Raw genomic sequence first — 20808 nt, 5'->3', positions numbered from 1 at the left:
TACGGGCCTAGAGCAGGAGCGAGAGCGCGGCAACGCCCGCAAGGGCGATGATCGCGGCGGCGGCGCTGCCGGGCGCAAAGGTCATTGCTTCCAGGCGGCGCATCCAGCCCCAGTTTTCGATTGCCGCAAGCTGCCAGCCATAATCCTCGGGCTCGCGCTCGACGAAACGCCACACTGCGCCGAGCAGGACCGCGATGATGATCGCGAAGAACACCCAGCCATAGACGATGTGATCGAACCCGGTCGCAGTCTCGGCGCCGACATATTGCGCGACATAGATCGTTGCCCAGGCGCGAACCCCGTTGGCGAGGATGGGGACAATGACGCAGGCGGCCATGAAGGCGGCGCGGGTCGTCCAGCGGCTGAACCGGGTGGCCGAAACCAGCACACCAAGCGTCATCATCGCGATCAGGAACTTCACGCCCGAACAGGCCTCGGCCACGCGGAACAGCCCGGCGGGGGTGTCGATGTGGATCCCCTCGATCCGCGCCGGTACGCCGCTGGCATGGGTGAGCGCGATGGCGATTTCGGCGGTGACGGCTTGCAGCGGCGGGATGATCTCGTCGCCGAAAGGCACCATGACGGCGGCAAAGGCGATGGGAAGCGCGAGCACGATTGCCACGCGAAGGCCGAGCACGGTCACCGCCGCCGCCTGCAAGGCGCCGACCGCGCCCGCCTGCGCGACAAGGTTGATCTCCAGCCCCTCGCCCGCGCGCCACAGGGCAAGGCCTGCCGCCACGCCGGCGAGGCCGGGGAGGAAGGGCTGCGGGGCTAGGCGGGCAAGGTCCTCCTCCTTCAGCGCGACCAGCCAGGCGATGATGAAGGGGACGAGCATGAGGTGGCTGTAGGTGTCGATGTTCCACCACTGGTGCGCCATCGTCCCCCAAGCCTGAAGCGTGGCAAGCACCAGCGCGCCTGCCCCCGCGCCCAGCGCAAGGAGCGGCGCGCGCCAGGCTCCCGGCAGCCCGCCAGTGCGCGCGGGCGGCGCGGCGAAGGCCTCAGGCGGCATGGCGCTGCCCCTCCCCGCGCGTCTGCGGATCCGGGCCGATCAATCGTCCGAGCGGGGCGAGCATCGCCTCCCACCCATGCTGCGCCAGCACGAAGCGCCGCGCTGCCGTGCCGATTTCACGGGCGGCGACGGGGTCAGCCAGCAGCGTGGCGATCCGCGCCGCCATCGCCTGCGCCTCGGGCGGCGAGACCAGCCAATGCGTGCCGTCCTCGGCGGCGATTCCCGTCGCGGCCTCGGGGGTGAGCACCACCGGCCGCGCCATCGCCATCGCCTCGAGCACCTTGTTCTGCACCCCGCGCGCAATCAGCAACGGAGCGAGCACGGCATCGGCAGCGGCGAGGAACGGCCGGACGTCGGGAACCGCGCCCCACACCCTGACGCCCGGTGCACCGTCCTGCGTCATCAGCGCTCGGGTCGGATTGCGGCCGACGACATGGAACATCGCCTGCGGCATCCGCGCGCGCAGCTGTGGCAGCAGCGCCTCGATCACCCACAGCGCGGCCTGCTCGTTGGGGCGATAGTCCATCTGCCCGGTGAAGACGAAATGCGGCCCCGCCGTCGCGGCAAGCTCCGGGTGCGAGGCAGCGAGCGCGGGGTCGAAGAAAGCAGCGTCAATCCCGTTGCCGATCACCTGCACGTTGACCGCATCGGGCGCGGCGAGGCGGCTGCGGTAGAGCGCGGCTTCGGCCTCGGAAATCAGGATGGTCGCATCGGCCCGCTGGCCGAGCCGCTCCTCCTCGCGCGCCAGCAGCCGCGCCTCGCGAGCGTAGAGCCACTTGCGCTCGCCCGCGGCGGCGTAGGCCTCGAACTTCGCGCTGTCGACATCGCACAGGTCGATCGCCACCGGCCCAGCGAATTCTTCGGGGACATATTGCCCCATCTGGCCAGAGAAGACGACGATCGCGTCGATTCCCTCGCGCGCGATGGCCTCGCGCACCCAGCGGGCGAGCTTGCCCGATTGGAAGGCGGTGAGGCTCACCGGCTTGCCCGCAAGCACCGCCTCGACGCCCGCCAGCGGCAGCGGCTTGGTGCGCGGCGCCACGCATTGCGACGTCGCGAGCGCGGCCAGCGCCTGTTCGGCCTGCGCGTCACCTTCGCCGAAGCAGCCGACATGGACCGGGCCGAGCCGGGCGAGCGCCTTCAGCAGGTGATGCGAGCGAATCCGGTCGCCCCGGTCGGGCGGGAACGGGACGCGGTGGGCGAGGAACAGGATGCCGGGCATTACGCGAGCCCGCGCGCGATCCACGGCCCCAGAGTGTTGGCGACGGGCAGCGGGAGCTTCTTCCAGAGCTCGATCTTGCGGCTGAAGCTCGCGTCGGTGGGATCGATATTGCGCGGCGGCGCCCCCGGCGCGGTCCAGGCGGCATAGGTCAGCGGCTGCGGCTCGAAGCCCCAGTTCTTCTTGAAGCTGTAGGGGCCGCTTCCGGTCTTGGAGCGACCGAAATCGAAGCGGTTCATGCCCTGCCGCCGGGCGTGGAGCATCAGTTCGTAATACATGACTTCGTTCGCCCGCGCCGCGCGGGCCTCAAACACCCCGCCGCCCCAGAAGGGCAGCACCGCGCCGTCGTGATAGAAGCTGAGCACGCTCGCGAGCGGGGTCTCGCCCGCCCAGACGGTGAGGATGTCGCTGCTGTCGGGGAAGGCCTCGAGCATTGCTCGGAACAGCGCGCGGGGGAAGACCGGCGTGCCGAGATTGCGGACGCTCGCACTGTAGCAGGCATAGTGTGCGGCAATATCGTCTCGGGCCCGCCCCACAGTGACGCGATGTCCGAGGCCGAGGCCCTTCCTCACTTCGGCGCGCGCCTTCCTCGGGATGGCGAGGAGTTCGGCCTCGTCATCGGCGGCCAGCGGACGTTCGAAACCGCTATGCTTGTCCGACCAGCTGTCCCAGCCCTGAGGCACCGGGCCGCCGCGCAGTTCCACACCCGAAAAACCGGCGCGAAGGGCGAAGCCCTGAACGCCCTCGGCCAGCGCCTGCGCGGCGTCTTCGCCGCAGGCGAGGATGCCGCCCGCCACGCCGAACCCGCTCGATACCAGCGCCTTGCCGAACAGGGCGGAGCGCACCTCGGTGAGCGGCAGCCAGCCCGTGACCGTGCCCATCCGTTCGGCCACCAGCCCCGCCGCGCGCTGGCCGGTTCCGGCCTCGACGGCGCGCAGCCATGCCGGGCGGTGGAACAGGGAGCCGCCGCTCTCGGCGACGAAGCTCTCGATGCGGCGCACCTCGGCCGCGTCGCGGAAATCGAGCGCGCGCGTGGCTGTGGCGGCCTTGACCGGCGCGTTCATTCGGCCGCCTCCACCTGCGCCTCGGGCCCGAGTTCGAGCACCGGCGGCAGCAGCTCCAGATCGATCGCGCGCGCCGCCTCACGGTGGGCGATCATGTCCATCCGGCCCCAGCGGAATTCGTGCACCAGCTCGGCCAGCTTGCCCGCCATCTGCGCAAGGCCGGTGTAATGCCGGAAGCGCGAGCGCAGCGGCGCATGGCCGACGCGCGGCTGATCGGGATCGATCTCCCAGGGGTGGAAATAGAACACTGCCGGACGCTGCTCGCGGCGGTTGACCTGGCGGATCGCCCAGCGCGAGAAGGCATAAGGCAGCACCCGGAAGAAGCCCCCTCCCCCTGCCGCCACACGCCGTCCGCCAAGGATCGCGGTGGTCACCGGGATCTCGATCATCGCCGACCACGGCAGGGGGCGGAAGGCGAAGCGCGGCGCTTCGGGCCAGCCATAGTGGTCGCGGGTGACCGGCGCGACGCTGGAGGAATAGGCGTAGCCCTGCTCGGCCAGCTCAGCAAAGGCCCATGGGGTGCGGTAGTCGATGGAGAAGCTCGGCGCGCGGTAGCCGGTCACCGCCACCCCGCCCGCATCCTCGAGAATCTGGCGTGCCTTGCGGATGTCCTCGGCGAATTCCTTGCGGGTGAAGGTGAACACCCGCGCATGATCATAGCCGTGGCTGGCGATCTCGTGGCCGGCATCGACGATGCGGCGGATCATTGCCGGGTGCCGCTTCGCCACCCAGCCCAGCGTGAAGAAGGTCGCGCTGACATCGGCCTCGGCGAAGAGGTCGATGACGCGGTAGACATTGTCCTCGACGCGGGTCCTGATCGAATCCCATTCGCCACGCGCGATCACGCTCTCGAAGGCGCCGACCTGGAACCAGTCCTCGACATCGACCGACAGGCCGTTGACGACCGGATGGCCGGAGGCAGGAGGAAAAGGAGCGTTCATGGGGTCACGCAGCCCTGCGCGACGGATCTTCCTCGAGCCACTCGATCAGCATCGTCAGCACGTGGCGGAAGGATTGCTCCTGCTCCTCGAGGCGCGCCTCGATCCGCTCGAGCGCGGCGGCGAGCCGGGCTTCGGCGGCGCGCGCATCTTCGGGCGCGATGGCGTGCGGACCGGCGGCGGAAAGCGCGGGATGCGCCATGCCGGCAGCCTGCAATTCGCTGATGGCGGCTTCAAGTTCGGCGGTACGCGCGTCGCGCTCGGCCAGCAGGGCGGCGACTTCGGTCGCCGGAAGGCTGCCGGGTGCAGGCTGGGCAGGCGCCGCGACAGGAACCGGTGCAACGGGTGCGACGGGTGCGACCGGCTCGACAACCGGCGCGCTGCGCAGGTCGCTTGCCCCGCGCGCGCCGCGGTTCTGATCGGCCGCCATTTCGGCCATCACGTCGCCCAGCATGGTCTGGCTCAGGGTTTCGCGCTCCTCGATCGCGCCGAGCAGCAGCAACCGGTTCATCACCTGGTTGACCCGCCGCGGAATGCCGCCGGTGTGGCGGTAGAGCGCGTCGAGCAGCCCGTCTTCGAACCCGGGTTTGCCCTGCCATCCGACATGGCCGAGGCGGTGGCGCACGTAATGCTCGACCTCGCCGGCATCCAGCGCCTCGAGGTGGTGCGAGGCGATGATCCGCTGGCGCAGCTGTTCAAGGCCCGGGTGCTGGGCCAGCGTCGCGCGGAACTCGGGCTGGCCGAGCAGCAGCGATTGCAGCAGCGGGTGCGAGCCCAGTTGGAAGTTGGAGAGCATGCGCAGCTCTTCCAATGCGGTCAGTTCGAGGTTCTGGCACTCGTCGACCACCAGCAGGCAGCGCCGCCCGGCGCGCGCTTCATCCTGCAGGAAGCGCTCGATCGCGCCCAGCGCGGTGGCCTTGTCGTGACCTTCGACCGGGAGGCCGAAAGCCTGGGCGATGACGTGGACGATCTCGGCCCCGTCAAGCGCCGAGGTGACGACCTGCGCGACAGTGAGCGCGGCCGGGTCGATCCGCTCCATCAGGTGCGCGACCAGCGTCGATTTGCCTGCGCCGACTTCGCCGGTGATGACGATGAACCCCTCGCCCTGGCTGAGGCCATAGCCGAGGTAGCTCATCGCCTTCTTGTGGCTGACGCTCTCGAAATAGAATTGCGGATCGGGAGTCAGCTGGAAGGGGCGTCCGCTGAAGCCGTAGAAGTTCTCGTACATGTGCTCGTGCACTCCCCTCAGAAATCGTAACGCAGGCCGAGCAGCGCCGACGCGAAGGCAAAATCCTGCGCGGTGAATTCGCTGTCGACATAATCGACCGAGATCGCCGCGCGGCCGGTCAGGCGGCGGGTGATCGACTGGTTGTAGGCGGCCGAGATCCCGGCAGCGGTGGCATCATTGCCCCCCGCCCCGTCGAACCAGTTGGCATAGGCATTGGTGGCGATGTTGGCATTGTCGCCGATCTGCCGGGTCAGGCCGCCGATGATGTAGTAGCTCTCGTCGGTCAGGCCGTTGAGCGGCGCGAGCGCGGTGCCGGCCGCGGCGATGAAGGTGCGCCGGTCGTAGCCCGCGCCGAGCGAGGCCGTGGTGCGGCCCATCTGGCGCTGGTAGGAGGCGGCAACCCCGCGCCCGCGGAAAGCGGCCGAGCGGACCGAACCCAGGGAGCCGACGATCGCCTGCCCCTGCGTGCCGCTCACCAGCCCGCCGAAATCGCCGGTCACCGGATTGCGGATCGCCTCGAAATTGCTGTCGAGCCGGGCAAGGCCGTTGTTGATGACCCCGCCAAAGCCGCTCACCCCGTCGTAGACCGCCAGGGCAAAGGCGCTGCGCTCATTGGGGACATAGGTGAAGGTGCCGTAGTAGGTGGTCGAATCGTAGCGCCGCCCGACCGAGGCCTGAAGGCTGGTGCGCGAGGACGGGCGCCACAGCACGCCGACGTCCCACAACAGGCCGTCGACCGCAAAGGCGATCCGGCGCGGGGCGGTGGGATCGGTGATGAAACGGCCGTTCTCGTCGCGCTGGGCGACGCCGTTCGCATCGCGCACCGCATCGCGGCTGGAGATCTCGACATCCTCGTAGCCCGCCCCTGCGACCACCGCGAGGGTGCGCGATACCGGCACGGTCACATCGCCGCGCACGTAGAGGTCGCGCACGCGCTGGTCGAGATTGCCGATATCCTCCTGGAAGCCCCCCGCGGTGACCGCAAGGCCCACCGGCAGCGGCTCGCCAGGACGCGTGGCGGCGCGCAGCTGGCCCATGTAGGTAACGCTGTCGTCGAAGGTGTCGATCGCGTTCCCGCCCTGCGTGACGAGGGCGTTGTCGACCTCGAAGCGGTTGTAGCCGACGCGCACCACGCCCTCGACGCCCACGTCGCCGACCCGGGTGCGCAGGCTCGGCCCGGCATAGGCGCTGTAGATGCGGCTTTCGGCATCCTCGCGCACCAGCGGGTTGGCGGTCACCGCCCCGCCGCCATCGGCCCGCGTGCGCGAGGCGAGCGCGCCGGCTTCGAGGCTGAGTGCGCCCGGCACCACCGCAAGCGTCCCGCGCGCGATGCCGCTGATCGTGTCGGTATCGACCGCATCGTCGTCATAGGCGATGTTGCGTTCATAGCGCAGCGAGACCGCCGCGCCGCTGTTGCGGCCCTGGACGTTGATGTCGACCCCGGCGGCGATCTGCGTGAAGGTGACGACGTCGTTGCCCGGGCTTATCTGGGCCGAGACGACCTGGCTGACCTCGATATAGGGCTGGATCACGCGACTGCTGCGCTGCGCAGGGGCGTCGCCGCCCTGGCCTTGCCCCTGACCTTGCTGGCCCTGGGCCTGAGCGAAGGCGGGCGTGGCAGAAGCAGCGGCAGCCGCAAGGCCGGCGGTCAGCAGAAGCTTGGTGAGGATGCGGGCACGCATGGTCATTTCCCCTTCGCGCCATAATAGGACCCGAAGCGCCGGCCCGAGGGGCTGTAGCGCGCGGCATTGAGCAGGAGCTTGATGTCGCCGCAGGCCGAAAGCAGCTGCTGCGCGTCTTCCAGAGCGGCGCGGCTGGTCTCGTCGGCGCGCACCACCAGCAGTGCCTGGCCAACATGCTTGGCGAGTTCGGCAGCGGGCGAGGCGGCGAGCGCGGGGGGCGTGTCGAAGATCAGGATGCGGTCGGGCGCGCCTTCGGTCAGACGATTCAGCACGTCGCCGGTGCGCGCGCTGGCGAGATATTCGGCATCGCGCGCGCTGGCCTTGCCCGCAGGCAGCACGAACAGGCCTTCGATATCGGTGCGGATCACGAGGTCTTCCGCCGCGATGCGCGGATCGGCAAGCGCGTCCATCAAGCCTTCCTCGGATGCGATCCCGAGGCGTTCGGTGATGCTGGGCTTCACCACATCAGCATCGACCAGTACCACTTCGAGCCCGCGTTCGGCAGCGAGCGCGATGGCGAGGTTGGTGGCGCAATAGGTCTTGCCCTCGCCCGTATGCGGCGAGCACACGAGGATGCGGCGGGCGAGCGGCGAGCCGCCCGTGCGGGCATCGGCCAGCAGCTCGCGCTTGACGATGCGGAACTCCTCGAGAAGCCCGGTCACCGGATCTTCGGGGACGATCAACCCACCGTCGCGCAGATGTTCGCGGTCGATCCGCGCAAACGGCCCGTTGAAGGCAACCGCGCGTGGCGGCGGCGGGGGAGCGACAGGCTCGGGCGCCGGAGCGGGGGCGGCCTGACGGGGCTCAGCTTGCGGCGCAGGCGCAGGCTCGGGAGCGCGCGCAGGAGCAGGCGTCGGACGGCGCAGCGCCTGCGGCACCGGCGGCACGTCGGGCAGCTTGAGCCCGCCGGCGCGCGGATCGAGCCCGAAGGCCGCATCCGCGCGTTCGAAAAGCGAAGCAGGCCTTGCGCCCTCGCGATTGATCTTGCCCTGATCGGTCATTTCGTCTGTCCCGTCCTCAGGCCACGCCGCCGACCGAGACGAACTCGATCGCGAGCAAAATCACGAAGATCGCACCGAGCCCTCCGCAGGCTCCGGCGAATTGCTTGAGCCGCCGCTGTTCGATAGCGCGCGCGGCTTCCGAGACGGTCAGCGAGATCGCGCCGATCACCGGCAGATCGAAGGTGCGCTCGAGCTTCTGGGGGGTCGCGAAGCTCGATTTGAGCTGGCCGAGTGCATAGGCCACGGCCACGCCCGCCCCGATCCCGACGATCAGCACGCCGAGCAACAGCAGCGGGCGATTGGGCGCGGCGGGGCTCTGGGGGACGCCCGGCTGCTGGATGATGTCGAAGCGGAACTGGCTGGCCTTGTCCTCGACCTTGCCGCGGGTCTTCAGCGCCTCGCGGTCCTGGAGCAGCTTCTCGTAGTTCTGGCGCAGCACGTCGTAGTCGCGGCTGATGCGGTTGGCTTCGGCGGCAACCGCGGGCTCGCTCGCCTGACTGGCGAGCAAGGCTGCGGCATTGCTCTGGAGCGCGGCGCGGCGGGCCTGGAGCGCCTCGACGCTCGCCTGCCGTTCGCTCTTCAGGGCGACCAGCGAGGCATAGGCGGGATTGGGCGCGCCGCCCGCATCATCGCCGGCCGCCGCGGCCTGCCGCGCAAGGATCGCGACCTGCTTGGTAGTCGAGACGACATCGGGGTGGCTATCGGTGAGCCCGCGCGCGCGCAGTTCGGCAAGCTGGGTCTGGGCCTGCTGCAACGCGGCCCGCGGCCCCGTCGCATCGCGTCCGCCGGTGATGGTGCGCGGCGTGGAGGAAATCTGCCCCGAGATCGCGGCGAGCCCGCTCTGCGCGGCGGCCAGATCGGCCTCGACATTGCGCAATTCGGCGCGCGCGTCCTGCACCTTCTTCGACAGGCTGTCCGAGCCGCCGACGAGGTCGGGATACTGCGATTCGAACGCGAGCCGGCGCTGTTCGGCCTGTTCGAGCTCGGCCTTGCGCTCCTGCAGCTGGCGGTCGAGATCGCCGATCGCGGTGCTGATCCCGGTGCGGCTGCCGATGACATATTCCTCGCGCAGGATGTCGAGCAGCTTCTGCACGACATCGCGCGCCAGCACGGCGTTTTCGGCATCGGAGAATTCGCTGCGGCCGATCTCGGCGGTGATCTGGAACAGGTTGTCCTGCTCGGACGTCACCTTGACCTTCTTCTCGAGCGCCGCGACCGCCCCGTCTAGCGCGCCGCGCTCGGTGATGCCCTCGCCCAAACGGGTGGTGGTGACGACCTTCTCGAGGTTCTTCGCGCTCGACAGGGTCTGGCGCACCCGCATGATCTCTTCCTTGCCGTCACCGGCAATGCCGAGTTGCTTGGAAAGCACGTCCTCGACATCGACATAGACGCGCGCCTTGCTCTCGTAGGCATTGGGGATCATGCTGACCACCAGCCATCCCAGCAGGCACACGCCCCAGGCGACCGCGATCGCGATCCAGCGCCGGTGCCATACCGACCACAGCGCCGCGCGCAGTTCGTCGAAGATCTCGCTCATGCCGGTGCGCGCCCTTTAGAACCGGCTCTCGGGGATGATGATGGTGTCACCGGGCTTGAGCATGACGTTGGCGCTCGAATCGCCCTTGCGGATGAGGTCCGAGAGCCGCAGGCGGTATTCGACCTGGGTGCCGCGCGCGCGGTCCAGACGGATCAGCTTGGCGCGGTTGCCGGCGGCGAATTCGTTGAGCCCGCCGACCGCGATCATCGCATCGAGTGCGGTCATGTTCGCACGGTAGGGCAGCGAGGCGGGCTGCGCGGTCGCGCCAATGACCCGCACCTGCTGGGTGAAGTTGCCTTCCGGCGTGTTGACGATCACCGAAACGATCGGCTGTTCGATGTATTTCGACAGCTCACCGGCGATATAGTCCTGCAGCTGGGTCGCGGTCTTGCCGACAGCGGGGATGTCCTGCACCAGCGGGATGGTCAGGCGCCCGTCGGGGCGCACTCGGACCTTGTCGGCGCTGAGTTCGGGGTTGCGCCAGACGTGGATCGTGATCTCGTCGAGCGGCCCGATGGTGTATTCCTCGCTCGGCACCACGCTGCCGTCGCCATAGGTGGCAGGGGGCAGTTCGCGCCCGCCGCTCGCACAAGCGGCGAGCAGACCCGCGAGGGCACCGATGACGGCGAGGCGATTGAGGCGGGAGAGCTGAAACATCGGTCGTGGATCCTTGGGCCTTGCCCGGACGCGCCGCCGATGTGCAGGAGCGACCTGCGACACGACACGCCCGGAAATCAGGGTTCTTGTCGCCGGAAATGGTGAAGATAAGATTAGTTATACAGCGCCGAAGTGGGCCCTATCCCGGATCGGGACAGCGCCCGGGCGGGCCTTAACGCGCGCAGTTAACGGCCCTCGAACCGGGCTAGACCAGCAGTTCGGCGGCCGGGCCATGGCCGAGAAAGGCACTCGGCGAAGCGCTCGCGCCATAGGCTCCGGCGCAGAACACCGCGACCAGATCGCCCACCTCGGCGCGGGGCATCATGGCGTTGTCGGCAAGCCGGTCGAGCGGGGTGCACAGGCAGCCGACGATGTTGACTTCCTCGGTCGCCTCCGCCCCGTAACGCGTTGCAATCGCGGAAGGATAGTTGCGGCGCACCACGGTGCCGAAATTGCCCGAGGCCGCCAGCTGGTGGTGGAGGCCGCCGTCGGTGACGAGGAAGGTCACCCCATGGCTTTCCTTACGGTCGATGACACGTGTCAGATAGACCCCCGCTTCGCCGACAAGGTAGCGGCCGAGCTCCATGCACAGCTCGGTCGCGGCCAGCACCGGCGGCAGGACCGCGAGCCTTTCGGCGAGCGCCGCCCCGACCTTGGACAGGTCCACGGGGGTGTCGCCAGGGAAGTAGGGGATGCCGAGCCCCCCGCCCATGTTGAGCTTGGGGCACGGCGCGCCGATGGCCTCGGCCAGCTCCGCCGCCAGCGCCAGCACATTGGCCTGCGCCTCGATGATCGCATCGGCACCGAGGGTCTGGCTGCCGGTGAAGATGTGGAGGCCCCGCCACTCGGCCCCTTGCGCGATCAGGTGCTTCGCCAGGGCGGGCACCCGCTCGGCATCGACACCGAACTGCTTGGCGCCGCCGCCCATCTTCATGCCTGATCCGGTCATCACGAAAGACGGGTTCACGCGGACGGCGATGCGCGGGGCGATCCCGAGCCGCTGGCCGATCGCGAGTGCGCGGGCGCCCTCGCCCTCGCTCTCGCAATTGAGCGTGACGCCCGCCGATATGGCCGCTTCCAGTTCCTCGTCGCGCTTGCCCGGGCCGGCAAAGCTGATGCGGCGCGGATCGATTCCGGCCGCCTCGCACAGCCTCAATTCGCCCAAAGAGGCGATGTCGAACCCGTCCACCAGCGGCGCCATGTGTGCGATCACCAGCGGGTGCGGGTTGGCCTTCACGGCGTAATTTAGCCCCACCCGCGCCGGCAATGCCGCGCGCAGCGCGCCGACACGCGCGTCCAGCAAGGCCTTGGAATAGACGAACACCGGCGTGCGCCCCGCCTCGGCCACCCACTCGCTGGCGCGGCGCCCGGCGATGCCGAGTTCGCCTCCGATGGTCTCGAAACCGGGAGGGATCGGGCCGACGGGCTTCATTCGCCATATTCCTTGTTGAGCTGCGCCTGAAGCGCGGTGCGGTCGATCTTGCCGTTGGGGTTCAAGGGCATCGCCTCGCGCCAGTGGATCATCTGCGGCTGCATGAAATTGGGAAGGTCACGCTGGAGCCGCTTGGCGAGATCATCGCGCGAGCCCTCGTCGCCGCGCACCACAAGGTGCACCGCCTGACCGAGCCGCACGTGCGGCACGCCGAGCGCCACCGCCTCGACCGCGAAGCCGGAGGCGAGCGCCGCCTCCTCGATCTCCTGGGGGGAGATACGGTTGCCCGCGCTCTTGATCATCGCGTCGCGGCGCCCGGCGAAATAGAGCAGCGCGTCCGCGTCGCGCCGCACGCGGTCGCCCGACCAGACCGCCATCCCGCCATAGTGCGAGGCGGCAGGCGCCGGCTTGAAGCGCTCCGCGGTGCGCTCCGGGTCCTGCCAGTAGCCCTGCGCCACCAGCGGCCCGCAATGCACCAGCTCGCCCTCCTCGCCATCCGCCGCGACCTCGCCCGCATCGTTCACCACGAGGATCTCGGCAAAGGGGATCGCCTTGCCCATCGAGGTGGGGTGGGTGTCGACCAGCGCCGGATCGAGGAAGGTCGAGCGGAAGGCTTCGGTGAGGCCATACATCGGGTACAGCCGCGCCTGCGGGAACATCCCCCGAAGCGATCGCACCAATTCCACAGTCAGCGCCCCTCCGCTGTTGGTCAGCCGCCGCAAGGGCGCGCGGGCTTCCTCCGGCCACTCGGTCTCTGTCAGCTGCACCCATAGGGGCGGCACTGCGGCGAGCGTGGTCACCCCGTGCCTGGCGCAGGCTTTCGCCACATCCCTGGGGAAGAGGAAATCGAGCGGCACCACGCTCCCGCCCGCATACCATGTCGAGAGAAGCTGGTTTTGCCCATAATCGAACGACAGCGGCAGCACCGCGAGGGTCACATCGTCCTCGGCCAGCCCGAGATAATGCGCCACGCTCACCGCGCCGAGCCACATGTTGGCATGGCTCAGCATCACTCCCTTGGGGCGGCCGGTGGAGCCCGAGGTGTAGAGGATCGCGGCGAGCTCGCCGGGATCGGCCTCGGACGGGCCGAGCGAGAGCCCCGCCGTCTCCGCAGCCGCCAGCGCCTCGGCCTCACCCAGCGCCATGCAGCCTTCGGGCAGATCGCCTGCCTCGAGAGTGGCGACCCGCGATGGCGTGGCCATCAGCAGCACAGCGCCGCTGTCGGCGAGGATATGCGCGACCTGCGCGCGCTTCAGCAGCGGGTTGATCGGCACGTGCACCAGCCCTGCCCGCGCCGCCGCCAGCGGCAGCATGCAGGTGAGCTCGCCCTTGGCTGCCCAGCTCGCCACGCGCGCCCCCCTTTCGGGAACTTTGCGCGCGAGCCATCCGGCGAGCAGTGCGACACGCTGTCTTAACTCCTCGTGGTTAAGAACGCGGTCGCGAAGCACCAGCGCCGGGCGCGCCCCGCGCGCGTTCGCCCCTGCCAGTTCGGCAAGGTGGTCGAGCGGACGCGGGGCGGGATCGGGCTGGTAGCGCATGAGGGACAGGGACTTTCGGTGATCGAAGCGCGGTATCACGATAGCGTTAACGTCTTGCAAGCGCTGTCTGGCGTGGAGACGTCTGCGCCCTTCGACCGGGCCGAGTGGTTCGCGCTGCTTGCGGACACCGGGCTCGAGCCGCTGGTGGCGATGGCAAGCGATGCGGAGGCTTCGGCGGCGCTTGCCCTGACCGAAAGCGGCGGGCGCATCACCCCTTTGCGCAACTGGTACAGCTTTACGTGGCGCGAATTGGCTCCGGCGGGCGAAGCGGGTGATCGCCTGCTCGGAGCCATCGCGCGTCAGTTGAGGAACCGCGGCTGGCGCGTGACGCTCGAACCCGTGCCCGAGGAGGACGGCTCGGCGACCCGGCTTGCGCGCGCCTTCCGCGAAGCGGGCTGGCAGGTCGCGGTCGAGCCTTGCGACATCAATCACGTGCTCCCCGTGCGCGGCCGCAGCTTTGCCGAATATTGGGAGACCCGCCCCGGACCCTTGCGTACCACGCTGAAACGCAAGGCGAAGAAGGTCGACGTCGAGATTCTCACCCGCTTCGATCCGGCCGTCTGGGCCGATTACGAAGCGATCTACGCAGCGAGCTGGAAGCCCGCCGAGGACCAGCCCGCCATGCTGCGCGCCTTTGCGCAAAGCGAAGGGGCAGCGGGCCGCCTCAGGCTCGGCATCGCGCGGGCCGAGGGCCTCGCGGTCGCGGCGCAGGCCTGGACGGTGGAGAACGGCGTCGCTTACATCCACAAGCTCGCCTATCTCGAAAGCCACAAGCACCTCTCGGCCGGGACAACGCTGACCGCCGAGCTGTTCCGCCACGTGATCGACATCGACCGCGTCGCGCTGGTCGATTTCGGCACCGGCGACCAGAGCTACAAGGCCGACTGGATGGAGGAGGTGCGCCCGCGCTTGCGCATCGATTGCCTCGATCCGCGTAGCCCACGCGCCTGGCCGCCGCTCGCCAAGCGGCTGCTGCGCCGCAGCACGGAACTTGCGCCCCCGCCCGCGCATGGCTAAGCCCCGCCGCCAAGGCTCCGAGGACAGGGGCTGCACAGGGACTTCTGCAAAACCGATGACCGTTTCGCACAACCTCGATGGCGCCGCGCTCGACCTTGAACTCAAGGGTTTGATCGCCGACGTGCTGGGCCTCGATCCCGAACAGGCGCAGGCCTTCGGGCCCGATTCCGGCCTGTTCGGCCACCTGCCCGAACTGGATTCGATGGCGGTCGCCGGGCTGCTGACCGAGATGGAAGACCGGCTCGGGATCGTCATCGAAGATGACGACGTGGATGGCGAGATGCTCGAGACCTACGGGGCCTTGCGCGCCTTCGCCGAGGCCAAGCTCGCCGGTCGCTGAGGCCGACGCCCCGCGTGCTTTCCAGCTGGACCCCGCCCGCTGCTGACAGCGCCCCGGCGGGGGAGGAACTGCTGGTCGCCTTCGACCGCGGGCGCGAATTGCGCCTGCTGGTCTGCCCCGCCTGGTTCGACGAGGCGAACAAGCTGCGGCGCTTCACGCTTGAGGTGATGCGGCGGCTCGACCGCGCGGGGGTCGATTGCCTGCTCCCCGATCTGCCGGGGTGCAACGAGAGCCTCGCCCCGCTGCATGACCAGTCGCTTGAAGGCTGGCGCGCGGCGATGGCCGCCGCTGCCGAGAGCCTCGCTGCCACCCATGTGCTGGCGATCCGCGCCGGGGCGCTGGTCGCCCCTGCCCTGCCGGGCTGGCACTATGCCGCGCAGTCCGGCCCCAAGACCTTGCGCGGCATGATCCGCGCCCGCACCATCGCCGCGCGCGAGGCGGGGCTTACCGAGACCACCGAAGCGCTGATGGCCGAGGGCCGCCAGGCTAGCCTAACGCTCGGCGGCTGGGTGATCGGCCCCGCACTATTCGCGGCGCTCGAAACCGCCGAGCCGGTGCTCACGCCCGGCCAGTCCGACCTCGCCCAGAGCGCCATCGGCGGCCCCGGCCTGTGGCTGCGCGCCGAGCCTGGCGAGGACGCGGGCCAAGCCGATCGCCTTGTCGCACGGATCGTCCAGAGCCTTGCGGGAGCCCCCGCATGAGCCGGATCGCAAGCCAGTTCGATTGCGAGGGCGCGCTGCTCGCCGGAACGCTCGACGAGGCGCCCGGCACCACCGGGCTGCTGATTGTGACCGGCGGTAACGAGATCCGCTCGGGCGCATTCGGCGGGCAGGCCGACATGGCCGCCCGCATCGCCGCATCCGGCTTCCCGGTGTTCCGTTTCGACCGCCGCGGGATCGGCGACAGCGAGGGCGAAAACCGCGGGTTTCGTCATTCCGCCAGTGACATAGCGGCCGCTCTTGCCGCGTTCCGGGCGATGGCGCCCCACCTCACCCGCGTGATCGCCTTGGGCAATTGCGATGCGGCCTCGGCGCTGATGCTGGCGGGCGGTGCGGGGGCGGACGGCCTCGTGCTCTCCAACCCCTGGACCATCGAGGACAGCGAGCCGGGCGACAGCACCCCGCCCCCCGATGCGTTGCGGGCGCGCTACCTCGAGAAGCTGAAGAACCCGCGCGAGATCATGCGCTTGGCGACCGGAGGTGTGAACCTCGCCAAGCTCGCGCGCGGGTTGGTCCATGCGCTGAAGCCGCCCCCGCCGCCCTCGAGCCTTGCGCAGGACATGGCCGCCGGGCTGGCGGGCTTCACCGGCGAGGTCCGCATCCTCCTCGCCACCGCCGACCGCACCGCGCAGGTGTTCGAGGCCGCGTGGGACAGGAACGACCCGCGCATCCGCCGCTGCGAGGGCGGCACCCACGCCTATGTCGATCCCGCACACCGCGCGTGGCTGGAGGCCCAGCTATTGGAAGCGCTCCGCAGTTAACGCTCGAACAGGCTCACCAGCTCGACATGGGTCGACCAGCGGAACTGGCCCACGGGGCGCAGTTTGGTCAGCCGGAACCCCGCCCCCGCCAGCACCGCCGCATCGCGCGCCCAGCTTGACGGGTTGCAGCTGACATAGACGACCCGCCCGAGCGTGCTCGCGGCGATCTCGGCGATCTGCGCGCGGGCCCCGGCGCGCGGGGGATCGAGCAGCACCGCATCGAAGCGGTTCAGTTCAGCGGGCTGGAGCGGGCTGCGGAACAGATCGCGGTGCAGCGCCAGCACCTGTCCGCCCGCCCGCGCGTCCGCAGCCTTGCAGGCGAGATGCGCGGCCTGATCGGCCTCGACCGCGAGCACCTTTCGGCCCTCTCTCAGGGCAAAGGCGAAGGTGCCGAGCCCCGCGAACAGATCCGCCACCATCCGTGCGCCTTCCAGCCACGCGCCGGCATCGGCGGCCATTCGCCCCTCGGCGTCATGGGTGGCCTGAAGAAACGCCCCCGGCGGCAGGCCGACCGGCACGCCGCCGAGCGTCACCGTGACCGGCACGGGCTCCCATATGGTCTCGGGGCCATAGCCTTGGTCGAAGGAAAGCCGCGCAAGTCCCTGTTCGCGCGCGAAATCGAGCGCCGCTTCGGTAGGGCCGAGGCCCTCCAGCGGGAAGTGCGAGAGGCTCGCCTCGATCCCCTGATCGGCGAGTGTGAGGTCGATCCCGACCATCGCCTTTGGGCCATGCGCGGTGACGAACTGGCGCAAAGGCCCGATCAGCGCTGCCAATCCAGGGTGCAGGACAGGGCACTCGGCAAGATCGACCACCCTGTGCGATCCGCCCTCGCGATACCCCAGCACCGCGCCGCCCGCGACGCGCAAGGCGTGCAGCCCCGCGCGGCGGCGGGTGTGCGGGGGCGAAAGGTGAACCGGGAGCAATCCGGTGGGCTCGAGCCCCTGCCCGCGTGCGGCATTGACCACGCGCTCGGTGACGAAACCGCCCAGCGCCGCATCGTCCGCGTGCTGCAACTGGCAGCCGCCGCAATGCGAAAAGTGGCGGCACGGCGGGGTCTGGTGGTGCGGCCCGGGCATGACCACGCCGCTCTCGTCGATCAAGTCGCCTGTCACCGCGCCAGCGACATGGCGACCGGAGGCGGTGACGCCGTCGCCCTTGGCGGCGAGGCGGATGATCGGTTCAGGGGTGCTCACAGGGCCGCCGCTAGCGCCTCGGACACCCTTTCGGCAAGTTGCGATGGCGTGAAGGCCGCGCCCGCCCGCCGTGCCGCCTCGCCATGGAGCCACACGGCCTCGCAGGCGGCAGCGAACGGATCGCGCCCGGTCGCCATCCGGCTCGCCGCGATCCCGGCGAGCACGTCGCCCGTCCCCGCGACCGACAGCCAGCTCGGGGCCGGGGGCGCAAGCGCCAGCCTGCCATCGGGCGCGGCGATGCAGGTGTCGGGGCCCTTGGCGAGCACGACCATGCCGCTGACCCTGGCGAGTGCCAGCGCGCGGTCGCGGCGGCTTTCTGCGATCACCCCGAAGGCGCGGCACAGGGTGTCGAGCTCGCCATCGTGCGGCGTCACCAGCTTGGGGACACCGCGCGCAGGGATGGTGGGGGTAAGCAGCATCAGCGCATCGGCATCGAGCACCAGCGCCGGCGCGGTATGCAGCGCCTCGCCGAGCCGCGCCCGCGCCGCCTCGTCACGCCCGAGACCGGGGCCGACCAGCACGGCGGCGATGCGCGAATCGGCGAGCGCTTGTCCGAGCGGGGCGGTGTCGGTCACCACCTCGGGCGGGGTGCGCGGGTCGGCGGCAGCTGCGAGTAGCTTCACATAGCCCGCCCCCGCCCGCTGCGCCGCGCTTGCCGCCAGCAGGCTCGCCCCCGGCATGGCGCCGGCGATGATCGCGAGGAGCCCGCGGCGATACTTGTGGCTGTCAGCCGCGGGGGCGGCGATGCGGGGCCGCCCGATCAGTTGCGCCGCGCCCCGGGTCGCGCCGATCCCGATGGGCACAAGCCGCAGCTGGCCCATCTGGAGGCGGCCCGGCAGGCTCCAATGCGCGAATTTCCACGCCCCCAGCGCGAGGGTAAGGTCGAAGGCGGGGAGCCTGTCATTCAGAACCGCTCCGCTATCGCTGGCAATGCCCGATGGCACGTCGACCGCGATCCGGTAACGATGCCGCGCCGCCAGATCGCGCAGCAGCAGCGCGTGTTCGGCGACCAGCGGGCGGGCGAGCCCCGATCCGAACAGGCAATCGACGAAGACGTCACCCTCGGCCCCGCCCGAGGTGCCGACCGGCCCGTCCCAGCGTCGCCTGGCCTCTCTGGCGGCGTCGGTGGCGGGATCGAGCGCGGCAATGATCGTGACGGCGTTGCCCGCCTCGCGCAGGCGCCGGGCGATGACATAGCCGTCCCCGCCGTTGTTGCCCGGGCCGCACAGCACGGTGACGGAGCGTCCCGCCGCGACGCGCCGGACCCACTCGGCTGCCCCGCCAGCGGCGATCTCCATCAGCTCGGTTTGCGTAGTCCCCGCATCGAACAGCGCCTGCTCTGCAGCGCGCATTTGCTCGGCGGTAAGGACTTGAACGGCGGTCATGGGGTCGGCGCGTCCGGCGGCTCGCGCGAGATGCGGTAGCGGTCCTGTCCGACGGCAAATTGCACCACGCCCAGCGCGGGCTCGAGCACCACCGGATCGGACCCGTCGAGCGGGGCGAGTGCACCGCTCGAAGGATCGAAGGTCATGCGCCGGAAGCCGCCATCGGGATGGTGGAGGATGATCTCCTGCGCCCCGGCGACCCGCTCGATGGTGCAGACAAAGGCGAACTGCGCCCCTGCTCCGATGGCGCATTCGATCTCGTCACCCGGCGGCTCCGGGCTGGTGCCGCCGCATCCTGCCAGCAGGCCAAGCGCGAGGCTCGCGCTAGATATCCGCGAAGACATGGGTTTCCGCTTTGGCCCCCGGGTGGGTGAGCGCGCCGTAGCGGGCCTTGCCGACCACCTGGCTGTAGCGCCACAGCGCGCCCGACTGGTAGTCGTTGCTGCGCGGCTGCCATCTGGCGCGGCGCTCGGCGAGGACATCCTCGGCGACTTCGAGGTCGATGGTGCCCGCCACCGCGTCGATGGAGATGATGTCGCCATCCTCGACCAGCGCAATCGGCCCGCCTTCGGCCGCCTCGGGGCCGACATGGCCGATGCAGAAGCCGCGCGTCGCGCCCGAGAAACGCCCGTCGGTGATGAGGGCAACCTTCTCGCCCATGCCCTGCCCGTAGAGCGCGGCGGTGGTGGAGAGCATCTCGCGCATCCCGGGGCCGCCCTTGGGGCCTTCGTAGCGGATCACGATGACGCAGCCTTCGGCAATGTCGCGGCTCTCGACCGCGGCGAAGGCGTCTTCCTCGCAGTCGAACACGCGCGCGGGGCCGGAGAACTGGAGGCGCGCCATCCCGGCGACCTTCACGATCGCGCCGTCGGGAGCCAGTGAGCCCTTCAGGCCGACCACGCCGCCGGTGGGCGTGATCGGGGTCTTCACATCATAGAAAACCTTCTGGTCGGGGTTCCAGGTGATCTCCTCGAGGTTCTCGCCGATGGTCTTGCCGGTGACGGTCATCGGGTTGGGGTCGAGGAAGCCGCCGTCGAGCAGGGTCTTCATCGCCATGTAGACCCCGCCCGCCTCGTGCATGTCCTTGGCGACATACTTGCCGCCGGGTTTCAGGTCCGCGATGTAAGGCGTTGACTTGAATACCTCGGCGACGTCGAAGAGGTCGAATTCGATCCCCGCTTCGCTGGCCATGGCCGGCAGGTGGAGCGCGGCGTTGGTCGAGCCGCCGGTGGCCGCGACAACCCGCGCGGCGTTCATGAAGGCCGCGCGGGTGCAGATGTCGCGCGGGCGCAGATTGCGGGCGACGAGTTCCATGACCTGCTTACCGGCGGCGACCGCGATATCGTCACGCGATCTGTAAGGAGCGGGCGCCATGTTGCTGTTCGGCAAGCTCAATCCGATCGCCTCGCCGACGCAGGCCATGGTGTTGGCGGTGAACTGGCCGCCGCAGGCGCCGTGGCCGGGGCAGGCGACCTTTTCGAGCGCGATCAGCTCCGTGAGCGGGCAGTTGCCGGCCGCAAACTGGCCGACCGCCTCGAACACGTCGACCACGGTCACGTCATTGCCGCGGTGGGTGCCGGGGAGGATCGATCCGCCGTAGACGAAGATCGAGGGGACGTTGAGGCGCAGCATCGCCATCATCATGCCGGGCAGGCTCTTGTCGCAGCCCGCAAAGCCGACAAGCGCGTCATAACAATGGCCTCGGACCGAAACCTCGATCGAATCCGCGATGATCTCGCGGCTGATGAGCGAGGATTTCATGCCCTGATGGCCCATCGCGATGCCGTCGGTGACGGTGATGGTATTGAACCGGCGCGGGGTGCCGCCGCCCGCGATCACGCCCTCGCGGCAGATGTCGGCCTGCGCGTTCAAGGTGGTGTTGCAGGGCGCCGAATCGTTGCCCGCGCTGACCACGCCCACGAAAGGCGCGGCGATCTCCTCCTCGGTCATGCCCATCGCATAGTAGTAGGAGCGATGCGGGGCGCGCTCCGGGCCGACCGAGACGTGGCGGCTGGGGAGCTTCGACTTGTCGAAGGTGTGAGACATAAGATTTCCCGATTGCGGCGTTTTGCGTAACGCCCCCTGCCT

Annotated in this window: 19 protein-coding genes; 4 read left to right on the top strand and 15 right to left on the bottom strand. The window is 69.7% G+C overall.

Annotated elements, in window-relative coordinates:
• Window positions 1–7 precede the first annotated feature (7 nt).
• From xrtA to AX708_RS16300, 11 genes are all read right to left on the bottom strand, one after another.
• Window positions 8–1009 carry an exosortase A gene (gene xrtA / locus AX708_RS16350; protein WP_066533045.1) on the bottom strand — a complete coding sequence of 334 codons (1002 nt, stop codon included), beginning with the start codon at window positions 1007–1009 and terminating at the stop codon, window positions 8–10.
• A complete protein-coding gene (locus tag AX708_RS16345) occupies window positions 999–2231 on the bottom strand; it encodes a TIGR03087 family PEP-CTERM/XrtA system glycosyltransferase (RefSeq protein ID WP_066533046.1) in 1233 nt (410 codons plus the stop codon). The genes xrtA and AX708_RS16345 overlap by 11 nt, the downstream gene beginning before the upstream one ends.
• Complete coding sequence (locus AX708_RS16340) at window positions 2231–3292, bottom strand: FemAB family XrtA/PEP-CTERM system-associated protein (protein WP_066533047.1); 1062 nt, start codon at window positions 3290–3292, stop codon at window positions 2231–2233. The genes AX708_RS16345 and AX708_RS16340 overlap by 1 nt, the downstream gene beginning before the upstream one ends.
• Window positions 3289–4233: an XrtA system polysaccharide deacetylase gene (locus tag AX708_RS16335; RefSeq protein WP_067490450.1), complete on the bottom strand. Its 945-nt coding sequence runs from the start codon at window positions 4231–4233 to the stop codon at window positions 3289–3291. Before AX708_RS16335 ends, AX708_RS16340 begins: the two co-directional genes overlap by 4 nt.
• Before the next feature lie 4 nt (window positions 4234–4237).
• Window positions 4238–5458 carry an XrtA/PEP-CTERM system-associated ATPase gene (locus AX708_RS16330; protein WP_066533051.1) on the bottom strand — a complete coding sequence of 407 codons (1221 nt, stop codon included), beginning with the start codon at window positions 5456–5458 and terminating at the stop codon, window positions 4238–4240.
• Between the two features lie 17 nt (window positions 5459–5475).
• The gene (locus tag AX708_RS16325; protein WP_066533053.1) at window positions 5476–7146 is read right to left on the bottom strand and encodes a hypothetical protein; all 1671 of its coding nucleotides are present in this window, start codon (window positions 7144–7146) and stop codon (window positions 5476–5478) included.
• A complete protein-coding gene (locus tag AX708_RS16320; protein WP_066533057.1) occupies window positions 7143–8141 on the bottom strand; it encodes a P-loop NTPase in 999 nt (332 codons plus the stop codon). The genes AX708_RS16325 and AX708_RS16320 overlap by 4 nt, the downstream gene beginning before the upstream one ends.
• A 16-nt stretch (window positions 8142–8157) precedes the next feature.
• Window positions 8158–9678 (bottom strand): XrtA system polysaccharide chain length determinant, encoded by a 1521-nt coding sequence (locus tag AX708_RS16315; RefSeq protein ID WP_066533058.1) that lies wholly within the window; start codon window positions 9676–9678, stop codon window positions 8158–8160.
• A 15-nt stretch (window positions 9679–9693) separates the two neighbouring features.
• Window positions 9694–10335, bottom strand: coding sequence for an XrtA/PEP-CTERM system exopolysaccharide export protein (locus AX708_RS16310; protein ID WP_066533059.1), 642 nt, complete (start codon window positions 10333–10335; stop codon window positions 9694–9696).
• Between the two features lie 205 nt (window positions 10336–10540).
• Window positions 10541–11767 (bottom strand): pyridoxal-dependent decarboxylase, exosortase A system-associated, encoded by a 1227-nt coding sequence (locus tag AX708_RS16305; RefSeq protein WP_066533061.1) that lies wholly within the window; start codon window positions 11765–11767, stop codon window positions 10541–10543.
• A complete protein-coding gene (locus AX708_RS16300) occupies window positions 11764–13305 on the bottom strand; it encodes an acyl-CoA ligase (AMP-forming), exosortase A system-associated (RefSeq protein ID WP_066533100.1) in 1542 nt (513 codons plus the stop codon). The genes AX708_RS16305 and AX708_RS16300 overlap by 4 nt, the downstream gene beginning before the upstream one ends.
• Window positions 13306–13377: 72 nt before the next feature.
• Between AX708_RS16300 and AX708_RS16295 the strand changes: the two genes are divergently transcribed.
• Genes AX708_RS16295 through AX708_RS16280 form a run of 4 tightly spaced genes read left to right on the top strand, consistent with a single transcriptional unit; the run spans window position 13378 to window position 16142 of the window.
• The gene (locus AX708_RS16295) at window positions 13378–14322 is read left to right on the top strand and encodes a GNAT family N-acetyltransferase (protein ID WP_197426296.1); all 945 of its coding nucleotides are present in this window, start codon (window positions 13378–13380) and stop codon (window positions 14320–14322) included.
• A gap of 55 nt (window positions 14323–14377) precedes the next feature.
• Window positions 14378–14662 carry an acyl carrier protein gene (locus AX708_RS16290; protein ID WP_066533063.1) on the top strand — a complete coding sequence of 95 codons (285 nt, stop codon included), beginning with the start codon at window positions 14378–14380 and terminating at the stop codon, window positions 14660–14662.
• A gap of 14 nt (window positions 14663–14676) precedes the next feature.
• On the top strand, window positions 14677–15363 hold the full coding sequence (locus AX708_RS16285) for a hypothetical protein (protein WP_066533065.1): 687 nt from the start codon (window positions 14677–14679) through the stop codon (window positions 15361–15363).
• The gene (locus AX708_RS16280) at window positions 15360–16142 is read left to right on the top strand and encodes a hydrolase 1, exosortase A system-associated (RefSeq protein ID WP_066533067.1); all 783 of its coding nucleotides are present in this window, start codon (window positions 15360–15362) and stop codon (window positions 16140–16142) included. Before AX708_RS16285 ends, AX708_RS16280 begins: the two co-directional genes overlap by 4 nt.
• Here AX708_RS16280 and AX708_RS16275 read toward each other — a convergent pair.
• The 4 genes from AX708_RS16275 to ilvD are packed head-to-tail and all read right to left on the bottom strand — an operon-like array spanning window position 16139 to window position 20766.
• Window positions 16139–17335 (bottom strand): class I SAM-dependent RNA methyltransferase, encoded by a 1197-nt coding sequence (locus AX708_RS16275; protein WP_066533068.1) that lies wholly within the window; start codon window positions 17333–17335, stop codon window positions 16139–16141. The genes AX708_RS16280 and AX708_RS16275 overlap by 4 nt on opposite strands.
• Window positions 17332–18720: a bifunctional ADP-dependent NAD(P)H-hydrate dehydratase/NAD(P)H-hydrate epimerase gene (locus AX708_RS16270; RefSeq protein ID WP_066533070.1), complete on the bottom strand. Its 1389-nt coding sequence runs from the start codon at window positions 18718–18720 to the stop codon at window positions 17332–17334. Before AX708_RS16270 ends, AX708_RS16275 begins: the two co-directional genes overlap by 4 nt.
• Window positions 18717–19064, bottom strand: coding sequence for a hypothetical protein (locus AX708_RS16265; protein ID WP_066533071.1), 348 nt, complete (start codon window positions 19062–19064; stop codon window positions 18717–18719). Before AX708_RS16265 ends, AX708_RS16270 begins: the two co-directional genes overlap by 4 nt.
• Window positions 19045–20766, bottom strand: a complete 1722-nt coding sequence (gene ilvD, locus AX708_RS16260; RefSeq protein ID WP_066533074.1) for a dihydroxy-acid dehydratase — start codon at window positions 20764–20766, stop codon at window positions 19045–19047. Before ilvD ends, AX708_RS16265 begins: the two co-directional genes overlap by 20 nt.
• Between the last annotated feature and the right edge of the window lie 42 nt (window positions 20767–20808).

Origin of the sequence: Erythrobacter sp. CCH5-A1 (genome assembly GCF_001557115.1) — a bacterium.
Classification (GTDB): Bacteria; Pseudomonadota; Alphaproteobacteria; order Sphingomonadales; family Sphingomonadaceae; genus Erythrobacter.
The sequence above is the reverse complement of the archived record's forward strand: the minus strand, read 5'-3'. Positions and strand labels throughout refer to the sequence as shown.

Bases quoted from the DNA above. Each gene is read 5' to 3' on its own strand.
- AX708_RS16330 (WP_066533051.1), bottom strand. From the start codon at position 5,458: ATGTACGAGAACTTCTACGGCTTCAGCGGACGCCCCTTCCAGCTGACT.
- AX708_RS16265 (WP_066533071.1), bottom strand. From the start codon at position 19,064: ATGTCTTCGCGGATATCTAGCGCGAGCCTCGCGCTTGGCCTGCTGGCA.
- AX708_RS16270 (WP_066533070.1), bottom strand. From the start codon at position 18,720: ATGACCGCCGTTCAAGTCCTTACCGCCGAGCAAATGCGCGCTGCAGAG.
- AX708_RS16315 (WP_066533058.1), bottom strand. From the start codon at position 9,678: ATGAGCGAGATCTTCGACGAACTGCGCGCGGCGCTGTGGTCGGTATGG.
- AX708_RS16305 (WP_066533061.1), bottom strand. From the start codon at position 11,767: ATGAAGCCCGTCGGCCCGATCCCTCCCGGTTTCGAGACCATCGGAGGC.
- xrtA (WP_066533045.1), bottom strand. From the start codon at position 1,009: ATGCCGCCTGAGGCCTTCGCCGCGCCGCCCGCGCGCACTGGCGGGCTG.
- AX708_RS16300 (WP_066533100.1), bottom strand. From the start codon at position 13,305: ATGCGCTACCAGCCCGATCCCGCCCCGCGTCCGCTCGACCACCTTGCC.
- AX708_RS16320 (WP_066533057.1), bottom strand. From the start codon at position 8,141: ATGACCGATCAGGGCAAGATCAATCGCGAGGGCGCAAGGCCTGCTTCG.
- AX708_RS16340 (WP_066533047.1), bottom strand. From the start codon at position 3,292: ATGAACGCGCCGGTCAAGGCCGCCACAGCCACGCGCGCGCTCGATTTC.
- AX708_RS16335 (WP_067490450.1), bottom strand. From the start codon at position 4,233: ATGAACGCTCCTTTTCCTCCTGCCTCCGGCCATCCGGTCGTCAACGGC.
- AX708_RS16325 (WP_066533053.1), bottom strand. From the start codon at position 7,146: ATGACCATGCGTGCCCGCATCCTCACCAAGCTTCTGCTGACCGCCGGC.
- AX708_RS16280 (WP_066533067.1), top strand. From the start codon at position 15,360: ATGAGCCGGATCGCAAGCCAGTTCGATTGCGAGGGCGCGCTGCTCGCC.
- AX708_RS16290 (WP_066533063.1), top strand. From the start codon at position 14,378: ATGACCGTTTCGCACAACCTCGATGGCGCCGCGCTCGACCTTGAACTC.
- ilvD (WP_066533074.1), bottom strand. From the start codon at position 20,766: ATGTCTCACACCTTCGACAAGTCGAAGCTCCCCAGCCGCCACGTCTCG.
- AX708_RS16310 (WP_066533059.1), bottom strand. From the start codon at position 10,335: ATGTTTCAGCTCTCCCGCCTCAATCGCCTCGCCGTCATCGGTGCCCTC.
- AX708_RS16345 (WP_066533046.1), bottom strand. From the start codon at position 2,231: ATGCCCGGCATCCTGTTCCTCGCCCACCGCGTCCCGTTCCCGCCCGAC.